The organism is Antarctobacter aquimaris, from assembly GCF_900184945.1.
GTDB lineage: Bacteria > Pseudomonadota > Alphaproteobacteria > Rhodobacterales > Rhodobacteraceae > Maliponia > Maliponia aquimaris.
In genome coordinates this window covers 1-15,002 of the sequence record NZ_FXYF01000021.1, presented here as the reverse complement: position 1 = coordinate 15,002, position 15,002 = coordinate 1, and the positions used below count along the sequence as shown (strand labels likewise).

The window sequence follows — 15,002 nt, the reverse complement described above, 5'->3', positions numbered from 1 at the left end:
CTGCAACAATGGGCACGCTTGCCGCCATAGTCCCGCTGCGCGGCATTGAGGGCGTCCCAGCGGACCTGTCGATCCGCAGGGTCGTGACCTCCGGCGCGGGCATCCCTGTAGGGAGTCCCCCATGCCGGACGTTCCGCGCCCCGTGCGCGGCCTCCTTGCCTCTGCCCGGCCCGCGCCAGCCTGTCCGGCAGGTCGCACAGGGCCTTGACCTGCCTCAAGTTCCCCGCCGACCCGCCTGCGGCTTTGACCCCGAAACATTCTGAGGTATATCCCCACAGGCAGCGCCGGGCTCAGGGGGCCCGGCAGATGACGGAATGAACGGACCTATGCCTTACCAGTGGACACCCCCTTCCCTCGACGGCGCGCAGGAATTGCAGCTCTGGCCGCACAACTCGCTGTCGGCCGAAGGCTTTGCCGCGATGGTGATGGGGTTCTTCCTGTTCGCCTCGATCCCGCTGTACAGCGTGATCGGGACGGCGGTGCTCTGGGGTCTGCTGCCCTTCATGCTGATGGCGACGGCGGCGCTGTATTACGCGATCCGACGCAACCAGCGTGACCGGCGCATCCTCGAGGTGCTGACCCTCACCCCCGAAAACACGCGCCTGATCCGCACCAACCCGCGCGGCGAAACGCAGGACTGGGAAAGCAACACCTACTGGGTCAAGGTGGCGTGCCACGAGCGCGGCGGCCCGGTGCCCTACTACATCACCCTCAAGGGCAACGGCCGCGAGGTGGAAATCGGCGCCTTTCTCAGCGAGGACGAGCGCAAGGCGCTGTATTCAGACCTCAGCGACGCGGTCCGCCGCGTCGCGCGGCCCTGAGCGCCGCTGATGGCCCAGGCCCCCGCCACGCCGAAATGGCACCGCGCCGCAATGCGCCTGTCCGCGGCACTGGGCCGCGAGGCCTGGATCGACCGGCTGACCCCCGCCCCCAGCGAGGCCGCCGCGCTGCGCCTGCGCGACACGCTGTCCACCCGGGTGCCGCCACTGCGCAAGCAGGTGGTGTTCCTGATCCCGCTGGTCGGCCCCGACAACGTGGGGGACTGGGATGCGGTGGCGGCGCGGCTCTCGGCGACATTGGACTGCTTTCGCGCGCAGAACGATCCGCACTGGCGCGCGGTGATCTGCTGCCAGCAGCGCCCGCCGCTGCCGGACGATCCGCGCATCACCTTCCTGCCCTTTCGCGCGCCCGAACCCGGCAACGACAAATGGCTGAAGCTGGCGGCGCTGACCGCCCATCTCGACGCGATGGACCTGCCGCCCTGCTACGTCATGAGCTTTGATGCCGACGACCTGCTGCGCCAGGGCACGGTGCGCGAGATGCTGCGCCGCCAGGCTCCGGGCGGCTACCTCGTGCAGTCGGGCTACGTGATGGACGACGCCACGGGCGACATCGCGCTGGCCGATGGGCCCACACCGCGCCAGCCCCTGCGCAAGCCGTTCTGGAAGCTCTGCGGCTCCTGCGCGGCGGTGGCGCATGACCCGGACCTGCCGCAAAGCACCGCCTTCCTTCAGGCGATGACGCAGCACGAACACCGGATGTTCCCCTATCTCGCCGCGCTGGCCGGGCGCGGCCTTGCCCCGCTGTCGGAACCAGCGGTGCTCTACGTGCTGAACCATGGCGAAAACTTCGGCGCGCGGCGCGGCCGGGTCGGCTTCAAGACCCGCTTCGTGCAGCGTTTCCGGATCGACGATCCCGACGCGCTGGCCGCCATTGCTGCGGGCTTCCCGGCGCCTTCCGGCACCGAGGCCACGGACCTCGAGACCTTGGCCTGAGGCGCACGCCCAGGGTTTCTTCTGGCCAAAAATATCTCGGGGGTGATTGCGCGCACCGCGCGCAGAGGGGGCAGAGCCCCCCGCCCGGCCGCTCATCCGCGCCAGATCAGGCCGACAGGCGCTCCTTGACCTTCGGACCCACGGCGCCGAAATCCATCTGCCCGGTGTAGCGCGCCTTCAGCACGCCCATCACCCGGCCCATGTCGCGGATCGACTCGGCGCCGACCTCCGCCATGGCGGCCTCGATCGCGCTGGCCACTTCCGTCTCGGTCAGCGCGCGCGGCAGGAACTCCTCGATGACCTCGATTTCCGCCAGTTCGCGTTCGGCCAGGTCCAGCCGCCCGCCCTCCTCGTAGCTGCGGGCGCTCTCGCGGCGCTGCTTGACCATCTTGCCCAGGATGCCCAGCACCTCGGTGTCGTCGACCCCTGTGTCGTTGCCCTCGGAACGGACGGCGATGTCGCGGTCCTTGATGGCGGCGTTGATCAGGCGCAGCGTCGACAGGCGCGCCTGCGCCTTGTCGCGCATGGCCTGCTTGACCGCCGCGTTCACCTTTTCGCGCAATTCCATGAGCTTATCCCCAAAGCCTGTCCATGAAGGCGCGACACTAGCGCAGGTCGCGCCCCCGTGCAAGCGCAGCAATTTTCGCTCAACCCCCTGAAAAACATGCGTTTTTGTTTTTTCTCAAGCACTTGACCCCAACCCGCGCGGGCCGTAGGGTCCGGCCAATTTGCCAGCCTCCGGAGTCCCGCCCATGTCCGCTGCCCAGCCTCGCCCGACCGCCTGCCTTGCCCTCGCCGACGGTACGCTGTTCTACGGAACGGGGTTCGGCGCCACCGGCCAGACCACGGCCGAGCTCTGCTTCAACACCGCCATGACCGGCTACCAGGAGATCATGACCGATCCGTCCTACGCCGGGCAGATCGTCACCTTCACCTTTCCGCACATCGGCAACGTCGGCGTGAACCCCGAGGACGATGAAACCGCCGATCCGGTGGCCGCCGGCATGGTGGTCAAGTGGATGCCGACGCAGGCGTCGAACTGGCGCGCGACGCAGCAGTTGTCGGACTGGCTGGCCGCGCGCGGGCGCATCGCCATCGGCGGCATCGACACTCGCCGCCTGACGCGCGCCATCCGCCAGCTTGGCGCGCCGCATGTCGCGCTTGCGCATGACCCGGAAGGCAATTTCGACACCGCCGGTTTGATCAAGGCGGCACGCGGTTTTCCGGGGCTCGAAGGGCTCGACCTCGCGCTCGACGTGACCTGCCGGCAGAGCTACCGCTGGGACGAGATGCGCTGGGCCTGGCCGCAGGGCTACCAGCGCCAGACCGAGGCGCGGCACAAGGTCGTCGCCGTGGACTACGGCGCCAAGCGCAACATCCTGCGCTGCCTGGCCTCGGCCGGCTGCGAGGTGACCGTGCTGCCCGCCACCGCCACCTTTGACGAGGTCATGGCGCATGAGCCGGCCGGCGTCTTCCTGTCGAACGGCCCGGGCGACCCGGCCGCCACCGGCGCCTATGCCGTGCCGATGATCCAGCGCCTGCTGAACGACACGTCGCTGCCGATCTTCGGCATCTGCCTTGGCCACCAGATGCTGGCGCTGGCCGTCGGCGCCAGGACGATCAAGATGAACCATGGCCACCACGGCGCCAACCACCCGGTCAAGGACCTGGAGACCGGCAAGGTCGAGATCACCTCGATGAACCATGGCTTTGCGGTGGACAGCCAGACCCTGCCCAAGGGCGTGCTGGAAACCCATGTCTCGCTGTTCGACGGGTCGAACTGCGGCATGCGCCTGGCCGACCGCCCGGTGTTCAGCGTCCAGCACCACCCAGAAGCCAGCCCCGGGCCGCAGGACAGCTTTTACCTGTTCGAGCGGTTTGCCGCCTCGATGGACGCCGCCTGATCGGGCACCCGCCCGGTTTCGCCCCGCGCGGGTCCGGGCGCGCCTGCCGAAACGCCACAACAGGCTGATTTTCGGCAAATTTCAACCATTCCGTTAACACATCGTTTACCTTGGACGTGTCAACCTTTCGGTAACCGAGTTTATCGGACGGTGACATGTCGGAGCATCGCCTCCATCTGGCAGAGGCCAAGCTGGCGCAGGCCAGGGCCCGGCGCGGGCAAGCCATCAGCCATCTCCTGATGGAGGGGGGCCAGGTTGCGCCCAGCGCCATGCTGCGCGCCATGGCCGAGGCCGCGCGGCTGGACCAGCCCGTCCCCCAGGTGCTGGTGGCCGAGGCCATCGCCTCGCGCGAGGACGTGCTCGAGGCGCAGGCGCAGCACTTCGGCGCCCTGGTCCTGCGTCGGGCCGACTCTCCGCCCGACCCGGCGCTGATGGCGCTGCTGCCCGCCGAGTTCTGCCTGGCGCACGGCGTCCTGCCCTGGATGCGCGTCGGCGACACGCTGCTGCTGGCCACGTCGCGGCCGGACGACTTCCCGAAATTGCTGACCCTGCTGCCCGCCGACATCGGCCCGGTGGTCATGGCGCTCGCGCTCGAGTCGGACATCCACCTGGCCATCTCGGCCCGCGCCGGGGAACAGCTGGCCAAGGCGGCGGAAACCTGGGTCCCGGCCGAGGACAGCTGCCGCGACATGGACACCGTGACGCCCGCGCGGCGGTGGCTGGCGATCTGCGCCGGGCTGCTGTTCCTCGGGTTGCTGGCGGTCGCGCCCCAGCTGTTGTTCGGCGCCGCGCTGGCGCTGGCGCTGGGCTCGCTGGTGGTGTCGCAGGGCCTGAAGCTGGCGGCGCTGGCCGCCCTGCCCCGCCGGACGCATCCCGACCCCGTCCACCGCCCCGCGCAGCTGCCGCTGGTGTCGATCCTGGTGCCGCTCTTCCACGAGGGCGAGATCGCCCAGACGCTGGTGCGGCGGCTGGAACGGCTGACCTATCCCAAGACGCTGCTGGACGTGGTGCTGGTGCTCGAAGCCGAGGACAGGCAGACCCGCGAAACGCTGGCCCGCACGCGGCTGCCGCCCTGGGTCCGCACCGTCACCGTCCCGCCCGGGCGCATCACGACCAAGCCGCGCGCGCTGAACTACGCCTTCCGGTTCACCCGGGGACAGATCGTCGGCATCTGGGACGCCGAGGATGCCCCCGCCCCGGACCAGCTTGATCGCGTGGTCGGCCATTTCGACCGCGCCCCGCCCGAGGTCGGTTGCGTGCAGGGCATCCTGGATTACTACAACCCGCGCGCGAACTGGCTGTCGCGCTGTTTCACCATCGAATACGCCAGCTGGTTCCGGGTGCTGCTGCCCGGTCTCGCGCGCATGGGCCTGGTGGTGCCTCTGGGCGGCACGACGGTGTTCTTCCGCCGCGCGGTGCTGGAGGAGGTCTGCGGCTGGGACGCGCACAACGTGACCGAGGACGCCGACCTGGGCGTGCGCCTCGCGCGGCGCGGCTACCGCACCGAACTGGTCGCCTCGGTCACCCGCGAAGAGGCCAACAACTGCTTCTGGCCCTGGATCCGCCAGCGCTCGCGCTGGCTGAAGGGCTACGGCATCACCTGGTGGGTCCATTCGCGCCGACCCGTGCGGCTGTGGCGCGACCTGGGGCCAAGGCGCTTCACCGGCTTCCAGGTCCTGTTCCTGACGACGCTGATCCAGTTCGCCTTTGCCCCGGTGCTGTGGTCCTTCTGGCTGATCCTCGCCGGTCTGCCGCACCCGCTGGATCCCTGGCTCACCCGGCCCGTGGTGCTGACCCTGACCGGGGTGTTCCTCAGCGCCGAGGCGGTCTCCATCGTGATCGGCCTTGCCGCGCTGGCGCGCAGCCCGCACCGATTCCTGTTTCCCTGGGTGCCGACCCTGTTCGCCTATTTCCCGCTGGGAACGCTGGCGATCTACAAGGCGCTGTGGGAGACGATCAAGAGCCCGTTCTACTGGGACAAGACGCAGCATGGCCGCTCTGCGCCCGATGCCCCCGGCGCCGACGTGCCGCCGGAGCACTGACTCGTCACCGCCTTGCCAGACCTGATGTTGAAGGGGGCTCTGCCCCCGTCTCCCTTCGGTCGACTCCCCCGAGGGTATTTGGAAAACCAAAGAAGCAGGGGGCGCGCTGAGGGTTTCTTCTGGCCGAAAATACCGCGGGGGTGAATGCCCCGCAGGGGCAGAGGGGGCGGCGCCCCCGGCCTGCCCGCTGATACCGACGTGAGTCAGACCGACATGTGCTCGGCGTTGTCCTGCTTGAGCCGCGTGATGAAGGCCACCGAGATATGGTCGCGCAACGCCTGGTAGGCCGCATCCTCGTCGCGTCGCGAGATCGCGTCGACGATCGCCTTGTGTTCGGCCAGCGCCACCTCGCCGCGGCCCTGCGCAGCCAGCGAGGTCGTCGCCATCAGCGCCATCGAGCGATAGACCAGATCCAGCTGCTGCACCAGGTAGCGGTTGTGCGACGCCAGGTGGATCATCCGGTGGAACCGCCGGTTGGCCCGCGCCATGGCGGGCGGGTCGTCCAGCAGGGCGCGGTCTTCCTCGATCATGTCGTAGAGCACCTTGACCTCTTCCTCGGTCGCGTGCCGCGCGGCCAGCCGCGCCGCCAGCCCCTCCAGTTCCGACCGCACGGCGTAGAGCTCGGCCATCTGGTTGTGGTCCAGCGAGGCGACGATCAGCGACCGCCCGTCGCGCGACAGCAGCGACTGCGTCTCGAGCCGTTGCAGCGCCTCGCGGATCGGCGTGCGCGACACGCCGAAGCGTTCGGCCAGTTCGCTTTCCACCAGGCGATCCCCCGGCCGGTAGATGCCCTGGTCGATCGCATCGAGGATCATCGTGTAGGCATCTTTCTGAACCGGTTTGACCTGAGCCATGCGCGCCTCTCCTTGCGTCCACCGCGCAACGTTAGCCCTACCGGCGTGACAGGATCAACCCGCGCCGATTGCCGAGCGCCTCGTGCCGTCCTAGATTGGATGGCATGAAAGACGATCGGTTCTCGGCTGCCTTCGCCCACGTGCGCGCCTGGGTCTTTGACCTGGACAACACGCTGTATTCGCCCGCGGTCCGCCTCTTCGACCAGATCGAGGTGAAGATGACCGCCTATGTCATGCGCACCGCCGGCGTGGACCACGCCGAGGCCGAACACCTGCGCAAGGCCTACTGGGCGCGCTACGGCACCACCCTGGCCGGGCTGATGGAGCACCACGAGATCGACCCGCAGGACTATCTGCACGACGTGCACGACATCTCGTTCGACGCGCTCACCCCCGATCCGCACCTGGCCGAACTGATCGAGACCCTGCCGGGGCGCAAGATCGTCTATACCAACGGCAGCGCGCCCTACGCGGCGCAGGTGCTCAAGGCGCGCGGGCTGGAGGCGGCCTTTGACGCGATCTACGGCGTGGAACACGCCGCCTATGCGCCCAAACCGCGCGCCGAGGCCTTTGAACGGGTCTTTGCCCGCGACGGCATCGACCCGGCCGCCGCGGCGATGTTCGAGGACGACCCGCGCAACCTGGCCGCGCCCCATGCCATGGGCATGCGCACGGTGCATGTCGCGCCCGACGCCGCACCGGCGCGCCATATCCACCACCATACGGACGACCTGCCCGGATTCCTGCGGCTGCTGCGCTGACGCCGGCCGTCACCAGGCAAATATACATCCGAAATGCGACATTATGCGCCTGTGACCGCGTGCAGGCCTCCCTATCTCTGTCCTGTAACACACGCATGCAGGAGTCAGAGCCATGTCCATCGCCGACGCCACCGGCCCCGCCGGGGTTGTGCCCAGCCCCCTTTCGGGCGAGCGGATCGCCTACCTGGGGGCGGCGTTGATCGTCGCCTTCGGCGCGACCATGACCGGAATGTTCGGGCTGCCCGGCCTGGCGATGACCGCGCTTGCGCTGGTGCCGGTGGTGTTCGTGGTGCTGCTGATGATCACCGTGGGCAAGTGACCTTGGGGGGCGCGTTGCCGGTGCGCCGGATCGCCGCTCTGCGCCGGATTGCGTCACAGACCCCTTCCACTTGCCCGGCTCGGCCCTAGGATCGGTGCAAAGGAGTCGACCACATGGACTACGATATCGTCGTATCGGGGGGCGGCATTGCGGGCCTCAGCGCCACGGCGGCCTTTGCCGCCGCCGGGTTCAGCACGCTCTGCGTCGATCCGGCCCCGCCGGTGACCGAGCGCGAGGCGGACGGCGCGGACCTGCGCACCACCGCCTTCCTGCAGCCTGCGCAGGCCTTCCTGGACGAGATCGGGCTGTGGCCGCGCCTCGCCGGCCATGCGACGCCGCTGCAGATCATGCGGATCGTCGATGCGGGGGGGCCGGTGCCGGAGCCGCGCGTGACCAGGGATTTCGACGCCGCCGACATCTCGGACAAGCCGTTTGGCTGGAACCTGCCCAACTGGCTCTTGCGGCGCGAGATGGCGGCGCGCCTGACCGACCTGGCCAAGGCGGATTTTCGCCCCGGCATCGCTGCCACCGGCCTGTTCACACGCGACGGCGAGGCGCGCGTGTCGCTGTCCGACACCACCCGCGTGCGCTGCCGCCTTGTCGTGGCGGCAGACGGGCGCGGCTCGCCCATGCGCGCGGCGGCGGGCATCGGCGTGAAGACCACGCGCTTTGGCCAGAAGGCGCTGGCCTTCGCCGTCACGCATCCGATCCCGCATGGCAATGTCTCGACCGAGATCCACCGCACCGGCGGTCCCTTCACGCTGGTGCCGCTGCCAGATTACGAGGGCCGCCCCTGTACCGCTGTGGTCTGGATGGAGGACGGCACCAAGGCGGAACGCTTGTTCGCGCTCGACCCGGCGACCTTCGAAGCCGAGATGTCAGAGCGGTCCTGCCATCTGTTCGGCCCGCTCACCCTCGCCTCGCGCCGGACGATCTGGCCGATCATCGCGCAGGAGGCCGAGCGGCTGTCGGGTCAGCGGCTTGCGCTGGTGGCCGAGGCGGCGCACGTGGTGCCGCCGATCGGGGCGCAGGGTCTGAACATGAGCCTGAAGGACATCGCCTGCCTGCGCGACCTCGCCTTGGCGCGGCCCGAGGGGCTGGGCGATGTGCAGATGCTGGACGCCTATCACAAGGCGCGGATCGCGGATATCCGAACACGGGTGGCCGGGATCACCGCGCTGAACCGCATTTCTCAGATCTCGTCCGAACCGTTGCGCGACATCCGCGCCAAGGGGCTGGATGCGCTCTACAGCCTGAAGCCGGTGCGGACCACGCTGATGCGGCTGGGACTGGGCGCCAGCGGATAGGGCCGATGGGGGCGCTGCCCCCGTCTCCCTGCGGTCGACTCCCCCGAGGGTATTTGGAAAACCAAAGAAGTGGTAACGATTCGCTAACCTTCTTGCCGCAGCCTGACGAGGCGGTACAGGCTGAGGAGCCGATGACCGCAAACCGAAGAAGCCCCCTGTCGCACACCGGCAGGGGGTCATCTTTTTCAAGGATGCGCGCCCGGCCCGCGCACCATGGTTTCTTTGGTTTCGAAAATACCTCGGGGGTGAATGCGCGGAACGCGCAGAGGGGGCAGCGCCCCCTGCCCCGGTTGCCTCAAAGAACCTCGTCGACCACCTTGCGCAGGCGCGCCACCGTGCCCTCGACGTCATAGAGTTTGTCGAGGCCGAACAGGCCGATGCGGAAGGTCGAGAACTCCGGCGGCTCGTCGCATTGCAGCGGCACGCCGGCTGCGATCTGCATGCCGTGCGCGGCAAAGGCCCTGCCGGTCTTGATGTGCGGATCGGTCGTGTAGCAGACCACCACGCCCGGCGCGCCGTATCCTTCGGCAGCCACGGATTTCACGCCCTTTTCCGCGAACATGGCGCGCACCGCGTTGCCCAGCGCCCATTGCGCGTCCTTGAGCCTGTCAAAGCCGTAGTCGCGGGTTTCCAGCATGGTGTCGCGGAAGGCGCGCAGCCCGTCCGTCGGCATCGTCGCGTGGTAGGCATGGCCGCCGTTTTCATAGGCCATCATGATCTGATACCATTTCTTCAGGTCGACGGCGAAACTGTCCGAGGTCGTCTCGTCCAGCCGCTTCAGCGCGCGGTCCGACATCATCACGAGACCGGCACAGGGGGTTGAGGACCAGCCCTTTTGCGGCGCCGAGATCAGCACGTCGACGCCGGTGGCCTTCATGTCGACCCAGACGCAACCGCTTGCGATACAGTCCAGCACCATCAGCGCGCCCGCGTCATGCGCGGCCTTCGCCAGTCGGGTCAGGTAGTCGTCGGGCAGGATCACCCCGGCGGAGGTTTCCACGTGCGGGGCAAAGACCACGTCGGGCTTGACCTCGGCGATCTTGGCCTCGACCTCGTCGATCGGCGCGGGGGCAAAGGGGGCGTCGACCGCGTTGCCGGTGCGGCGCGCCTTCATCACCGTGGTTTCGCCGGCAAATCCGCCCGCCTCGAAGATCTGCGACCAGCGGTAGGAGAACCAGCCGTTGCGCACCACCAGCAGGTCGGCGCCGCGGCCGAACTGGCGCGCCACCGCCTCCATGCCGTAGGTGCCGCCGCCGGGCACCAGTGCCACGCCGTCGGCGTTGTAGACCTGTTTCAGCATCCCCGAGATATCGCGCATCACCTGCTGGAACTGCGCGCTCATGTGGTTGAGGGAGCGGTCGGTGAAGACGACGGAAAACTCTTCCATCCCGTTCGGGTCGATCGTGTCGAGAAGCGCTGCCATGGGATCCTCCAGTGTTTGCCCCCTGCTCTAGCGCGGGACGGGCTTCGGGAAAAGGCCAACCAAGGCCGCGGTCATGAAAAACGGCGGCGCAAGGGGCGCGCCGCCGTGTCGGATGTGGCGTCGACCTGCGGTCAGTTGGTCAGCGGTGCGCCGTAGGCATGGGTGGAGACCATGACCTGGTCGCCGCTGCGCTGGAAGGTGAAGTGATAGCCCGGCGCGCCCGGCAATCCGAGGGTCGCGCGGTCGCCGTCCTGCATCAGCAGGACGAGACGGGCGGGTTCCTCGCCTCGGAGGCCGGTTAGATAGGTCGCGACGACCTCGTAGACTTCGGCCTTGTCGGTCCAGTAGACGCTCATGTCGACCGGGCCCTCGTGCAGGGTGGCCCCGGTCAGGGGCGCGGAAAGAGTGACGTCGTCGGCAAGGGCGGCGCCAGAGGTCGCGGCCAGCAGGGCAGCGGCTAGGATCGTTTTCATGATGGTCCTCATGGCAGTGTTCGTTTCCTTTGGGGCACGGATCGCGCCCCTCTGTTCTCACACTGACCAAGTAAGAGGCAGAGCGTCGCTCCACCACGCACAAAACCGCATAGCCGCCATGAGGGAACCGCCCAAGCCGCTGGAGTCACGATGAATTTGACGCAAGGGAATGCTGCCGCTCGATCGGCTTTCCTGCCACCCTCCCAAGGCGTTACCGCAAACACCTGCTCGCCAGGACTATCCCAGCGGCCCCGGCCGCCGCTCCTCGCTGAGCAGGACATTGGCCTCCAGGTTGCCGACCCCGGGCAGCGTCATGATGCGCCGCCGCAACACGCGTTCGAAATCGGCGATGTCGCGCGCCACCACCCGCAGGCGATAATCGTACATGCCCAGCACGTGCTCGACGGTCTGCACCTCGGGGATGGCGCAGACCGCGCGTTCGAAATCCTCCAGGCTGACGCGCCCCTTGGTGGCCAGCTTGACCCCCAGGAAGACGGTCACGCCAAAGCCCAGCGCCGGGGCGTCCACGTCCAGCCGCGCGCCCCGGAACACCCCGGCCTCGCGCAGCCGCCGGATGCGCCGCCAACTGGCCGGCTGCGACAGGCCCAGCTGCCGCCCCAGCGCGCCCGCCGAGGCGGTGGCATCCTCCGCCAGCGCCCGCACCAGCGCGCGGTCGATCTCGTCCAGCGCGATCACAGCGGCAGCGCCTCCTGTTCCTTGACCCGGGCGACATGCATCAGCGCCTCGATGTCGGCGATGTGCGGCAGGGTCAGCAGGCGTTCGCGGTAGAGCTGCTGGTAGTGCGCCATGTCGCGCGCGATCACCGACAGGCGCACGTCCACCTGGCCGAGGAAGGTCTGGATCTCCAGCACCTCCGGCACCTCGCGCGCGGCGGCGATGAACTCGTCGAAGGCGCGGCTCTGCGTCTTGTCCAGCGTCACCCGCAGCGACACCTCCACCTCGTAGCCCAGCGCGCGCCAGTCGATCACCCCGCGCACGCCGGTCAGCACGCCGCGGTCGCGCAGCCGCTCCAGCCGCCGCGCCAGGGTCGAGGCCGTCACCCCGGCCCTTTCGGCCAGCGCGCCGCCCGCCATCCCGGGCTCTGCCATCATGTGGCGCAGGATGCGCCGGTCCGTGTCGTCGAGCATGATTTCACCGCGTTTCCCCACACTCGCGAATACTTCAGCTTCTTCTCTGTGAAAATACCCAAAAAACGCAAACACTCTCGCGCCGCCCGGCGTATGGTGCCCGCCACAACAACAAGACCATGGAAGGAACGCCAAGATGCGCGTCTACTACGATCGCGATTGCGATGTGAACCTCATCAAGGACAAGAAATTGGCCATCCTGGGCTACGGCTCGCAGGGCCACGCCCACGCGCTGAACCTGCGCGACTCAGGCGCCAAAAACGTCGCCGTCGCGCTGCGCGAAGGTTCGCCCAGCGCCCGCAAGGCCGAAGGCGAAGGGCTGAAGGTCATGGGCATCTCCGAGGCGGCCGCCTGGTGCGACGTGCTGATGTTCACCATGCCGGACGAATTGCAGGCCGACACCTGGAACCGCTACGTCAAGGATCACATCCGCGAAGGCGCGGCCATCGCCTTTGCCCACGGGTTGAACATCCACTTCGGCTTGATCGAGGCGCCCAAGGGTGTCGACGTCATCATGATGGCGCCCAAGGGCCCCGGCCACACCGTGCGCGGTGAATACGTCAAGGGCGGCGGCGTGCCCTGCCTCGTGGCGGTGCACAACGACGCCTCCGGCAAGGCGCTGGAAATCGGCCTGTCCTACTGCTCGGCCATCGGCGGCGGCCGTTCGGGCATCATCGAAACCGACTTCAAGGAAGAGTGCGAGACCGACCTCTTCGGCGAACAGGCCGTGCTCTGCGGCGGCCTGGTCGAGCTGATCCGCATGGGTTTCGAAACCCTGGTCGAGGCGGGCTATGCCCCCGAGATGGCCTATTTCGAGTGCCTGCACGAGGTGAAGCTGATCGTGGACCTGATCTACGAAGGCGGCATCGCCAACATGAACTACTCGATCTCGAACACCGCCGAGTACGGCGAATACGTGTCCGGCCCGCGCATCCTGCCCTACGACGAGACCAAGGCCCGAATGAAGGCCGTGCTGACCGACATCCAGCAAGGCCGTTTCGTGCGCGACTGGATGGCGGAATGCGCCGTCGGCCAGCCGTCGTTCAAGGCGACGCGCCGCAACAACGACGCGCACCAGATCGAGGCCGTGGGCGAAAAGCTGCGCGCCATGATGCCCTGGATCACCGCCGGCAAGATGGTCGACAAGTCCAAGAACTGAGGTCGCCCATCGGGCACATGGCCCCATGCGAGACGTCCGGAAACGCCCCCCTTCGCGGGGGCGTTTTCCTTTGACGGGTTGCAGACCCCCCTGTCTGCCCCGGACGGCGGCGACGCCCCGTACCGCTATCTCCGGGCGACTCGCCGACCGTCACGGCCGTGGAAACCAGCCCCCGGACACCCGCCCCGAACCGGACGATCGACGCCGGAGATCACGCGCGAAAAACGCAGGCCCGACGGCGGACCCGGCGTTGCGGACCGGCGGCTTCGTCACGCGACACAAGAAACGTATTGCGTCACGAAACCGCCTGTGCCGATGCTGAGGTGACGTTCCGGAAATGCCCCGCATCGTCCGGTCATTCGGGAACGGATTTCGAGCCAGAGGACAGTCAGCATGGCAATCGTCTTCCCCACGACCAGCAGCATCGGCGCCGGCGACCGCATCACCACGACCACCACGCCCGCCATTTCGAGTGGTGATTTGCTGATGATCGACGACGGCATCAGCATCGTCTCGACCGTCGGCTACGGCGTCCGGACCAATGGCGCGACCAACAACCTGTCTCAGCTTTCGATCGTCAATTACGGTCTGATCGCCGGTTCTTCGGGCGCTGTCGCGATACTCGATGCCCCCTCGACTTATACGTATGACATCTACAATGGCGAAACCGGCCGTGCGACAGGTCGGGCCTTTTACACCTTCTATATCGGTTCGGATCTCCTGAGCGATTTTTCGGCCGCAAAGACCAAATTCGTGAACGCCGGCGAGATCACGAGCATGGGACCCTATGGCACGGTCTTTCTCTTCAAGGCCGGCCTTGTCACCTTTGAAAACAGCGGTCTCATCACCTCCAGCAGCACCACCGCTTTCTATACGTCGGTCTATTTCTACAACGTCGACGTGGTGCGCGCCTCCAACACGGGCACCATCGTCGGCGCCAGCACCCTGTTCACCGGCGCCAACCATGAGCAGATCGCGGCCATAGCTTTCGGCTCGGATACCGACGACGTTGTCTTTCGCAATTCCGGCACCATCACCGCCCCGCTCTATTCGATCGGGTCCACGGCGCTGACAAGCGAGGTGATCGTCAATTCCGGCACGCTCAACGGGTCGGTTGTCCTGTCGGACACCATCGGCGGCGTTCTGCAGAATTCCGGAGCGATCTTTGGCGACATCCTGCTGCGCGGCGGCGCGGACATCTATCGCGGCCTCGGCAACGGGATCGTCTCGGGCACCGTGTCGGGCGGGTCGGGCAATGACACCCTGATCGGTGGCGAGGTGGCCGACCTCCTGGACGGCGGCAACGACGACGACACCGTCCTTGGCCGCGGCGGCGACGACGAGCTGACCGGCGGTGCCGGCAACGACTTCATGCTGGGCGGCGGCGGCAACGACTCGATGCTGGGTGGCACCGAGAACGACACGATGAACGGCCAGGACGGCGACGACACGATGCTGGGCGATGACGGCAACGACGGCATGACCGGCGGCGCCGGGGCGGACGTGATGTTCGGTGGCATCGGCAACGACACCCTGAACGGGCAGGACGGCGAGGATAACCTGGAGGGCGAAGGCGGCAACGACATCCTGCGCGGCGGCAACGGCGACGATGCGCTGGCGGGCGGAGAAGGCTTTGACCTGCTGACCGGCGGCGCGGGCGCGGACAGTTTCGTGTTCCGCGCGCTGTCGGAAACCGTGGTCGGGGCCAACCGCGACCAGATCCTCGACTTTGAACAGGGCGTGGACATCATCGTGGTGGCGGGGCTGTCGCCGGGTGTCTTCGAGTTCCGCGGCACGGCGGCATTTGCCCCCTCCGGCAATTCCGAACTGCGGCTGT

At 67.7% G+C, this 15,002-nt stretch carries 14 protein-coding genes and 1 pseudogene; 9 read left to right on the top strand and 6 right to left on the bottom strand.

The window, feature by feature from the left end:
* Positions 1–326 precede the first annotated feature (326 nt).
* Together MAA8898_RS23215 and MAA8898_RS23210 are read left to right on the top strand one after the other, a co-directional pair.
* Entirely contained in the window at positions 327–821 is a 495-nt protein-coding gene (locus MAA8898_RS23215; protein ID WP_094023412.1) for a DUF2244 domain-containing protein, read from the top strand.
* A 9-nt stretch (positions 822–830) separates the two neighbouring features.
* Positions 831–1,775, top strand: a complete 945-nt coding sequence (locus tag MAA8898_RS23210; RefSeq protein WP_094023411.1) for a hypothetical protein — start codon at positions 831–833, stop codon at positions 1,773–1,775.
* A 106-nt stretch (positions 1,776–1,881) separates the two neighbouring features.
* Here the strand turns inward: MAA8898_RS23210 and MAA8898_RS23205 are convergent, their stop codons facing one another.
* Entirely contained in the window at positions 1,882–2,343 is a 462-nt protein-coding gene (locus tag MAA8898_RS23205) for a GatB/YqeY domain-containing protein (protein ID WP_094023410.1), read from the bottom strand.
* Between the two features lie 184 nt (positions 2,344–2,527).
* Here MAA8898_RS23205 and carA point away from each other — a divergent pair, with 184 nt between their 5' ends.
* Together carA and MAA8898_RS23195 are read left to right on the top strand one after the other, a co-directional pair.
* A complete protein-coding gene (gene carA, locus MAA8898_RS23200) occupies positions 2,528–3,679 on the top strand; it encodes a glutamine-hydrolyzing carbamoyl-phosphate synthase small subunit (RefSeq protein WP_094023409.1) in 1,152 nt (383 codons plus the stop codon).
* A 155-nt stretch (positions 3,680–3,834) separates the two neighbouring features.
* Positions 3,835–5,721, top strand: a complete 1,887-nt coding sequence (locus MAA8898_RS23195) for a glycosyltransferase (RefSeq protein ID WP_245853591.1) — start codon at positions 3,835–3,837, stop codon at positions 5,719–5,721.
* A 203-nt stretch (positions 5,722–5,924) separates the two neighbouring features.
* Here the strand turns inward: MAA8898_RS23195 and MAA8898_RS23190 are convergent, their stop codons facing one another.
* Positions 5,925–6,575, bottom strand: coding sequence for a GntR family transcriptional regulator (locus MAA8898_RS23190; RefSeq protein WP_094023408.1), 651 nt, complete (start codon positions 6,573–6,575; stop codon positions 5,925–5,927).
* 104 nt (positions 6,576–6,679) lie between these two features.
* Between MAA8898_RS23190 and MAA8898_RS23185 the strand changes: the two genes are divergently transcribed.
* From MAA8898_RS23185 to MAA8898_RS23175, 3 genes are all read left to right on the top strand, one after another.
* The gene (locus tag MAA8898_RS23185; protein WP_094023407.1) at positions 6,680–7,336 is read left to right on the top strand and encodes a pyrimidine 5'-nucleotidase; all 657 of its coding nucleotides are present in this window, start codon (positions 6,680–6,682) and stop codon (positions 7,334–7,336) included.
* Between the two features lie 112 nt (positions 7,337–7,448).
* Positions 7,449–7,655 carry a hypothetical protein gene (locus MAA8898_RS23180; RefSeq protein ID WP_094023406.1) on the top strand — a complete coding sequence of 69 codons (207 nt, stop codon included), beginning with the start codon at positions 7,449–7,451 and terminating at the stop codon, positions 7,653–7,655.
* 113 nt (positions 7,656–7,768) lie between these two features.
* The gene (locus MAA8898_RS23175) at positions 7,769–8,962 is read left to right on the top strand and encodes a UbiH/UbiF family hydroxylase (protein WP_094023405.1); all 1,194 of its coding nucleotides are present in this window, start codon (positions 7,769–7,771) and stop codon (positions 8,960–8,962) included.
* 295 nt (positions 8,963–9,257) lie between these two features.
* On the opposite strand, the gene MAA8898_RS23170 is transcribed toward MAA8898_RS23175, so the two are convergent.
* The 4 genes from MAA8898_RS23170 to MAA8898_RS23155 all read right to left on the bottom strand — a co-directional run bounded on the left by MAA8898_RS23170 (position 9,258) and on the right by MAA8898_RS23155 (position 12,006).
* A complete protein-coding gene (locus MAA8898_RS23170) occupies positions 9,258–10,385 on the bottom strand; it encodes an aminotransferase class V-fold PLP-dependent enzyme (protein ID WP_094023404.1) in 1,128 nt (375 codons plus the stop codon).
* Between the two features lie 131 nt (positions 10,386–10,516).
* On the bottom strand, positions 10,517–10,858 hold the full coding sequence (locus tag MAA8898_RS23165; RefSeq protein WP_141194931.1) for a hypothetical protein: 342 nt from the start codon (positions 10,856–10,858) through the stop codon (positions 10,517–10,519).
* Positions 10,859–11,095: 237 nt separating this feature from the next.
* Entirely contained in the window at positions 11,096–11,554 is a 459-nt protein-coding gene (locus MAA8898_RS23160; protein WP_094023402.1) for an Lrp/AsnC family transcriptional regulator, read from the bottom strand.
* Entirely contained in the window at positions 11,551–12,006 is a 456-nt protein-coding gene (locus MAA8898_RS23155) for an Lrp/AsnC family transcriptional regulator (RefSeq protein ID WP_094023453.1), read from the bottom strand. Before MAA8898_RS23155 ends, MAA8898_RS23160 begins: the two co-directional genes overlap by 4 nt.
* 136 nt (positions 12,007–12,142) lie before the next feature.
* Between MAA8898_RS23155 and ilvC the strand changes: the two genes are divergently transcribed.
* Positions 12,143–13,165 (top strand): ketol-acid reductoisomerase, encoded by a 1,023-nt coding sequence (ilvC, locus tag MAA8898_RS23150; RefSeq protein ID WP_094023401.1) that lies wholly within the window; start codon positions 12,143–12,145, stop codon positions 13,163–13,165.
* A gap of 393 nt (positions 13,166–13,558) precedes the next feature.
* Positions 13,559–15,002: pseudogene (locus tag MAA8898_RS23145) on the top strand (hypothetical protein); the annotation flags it as partial.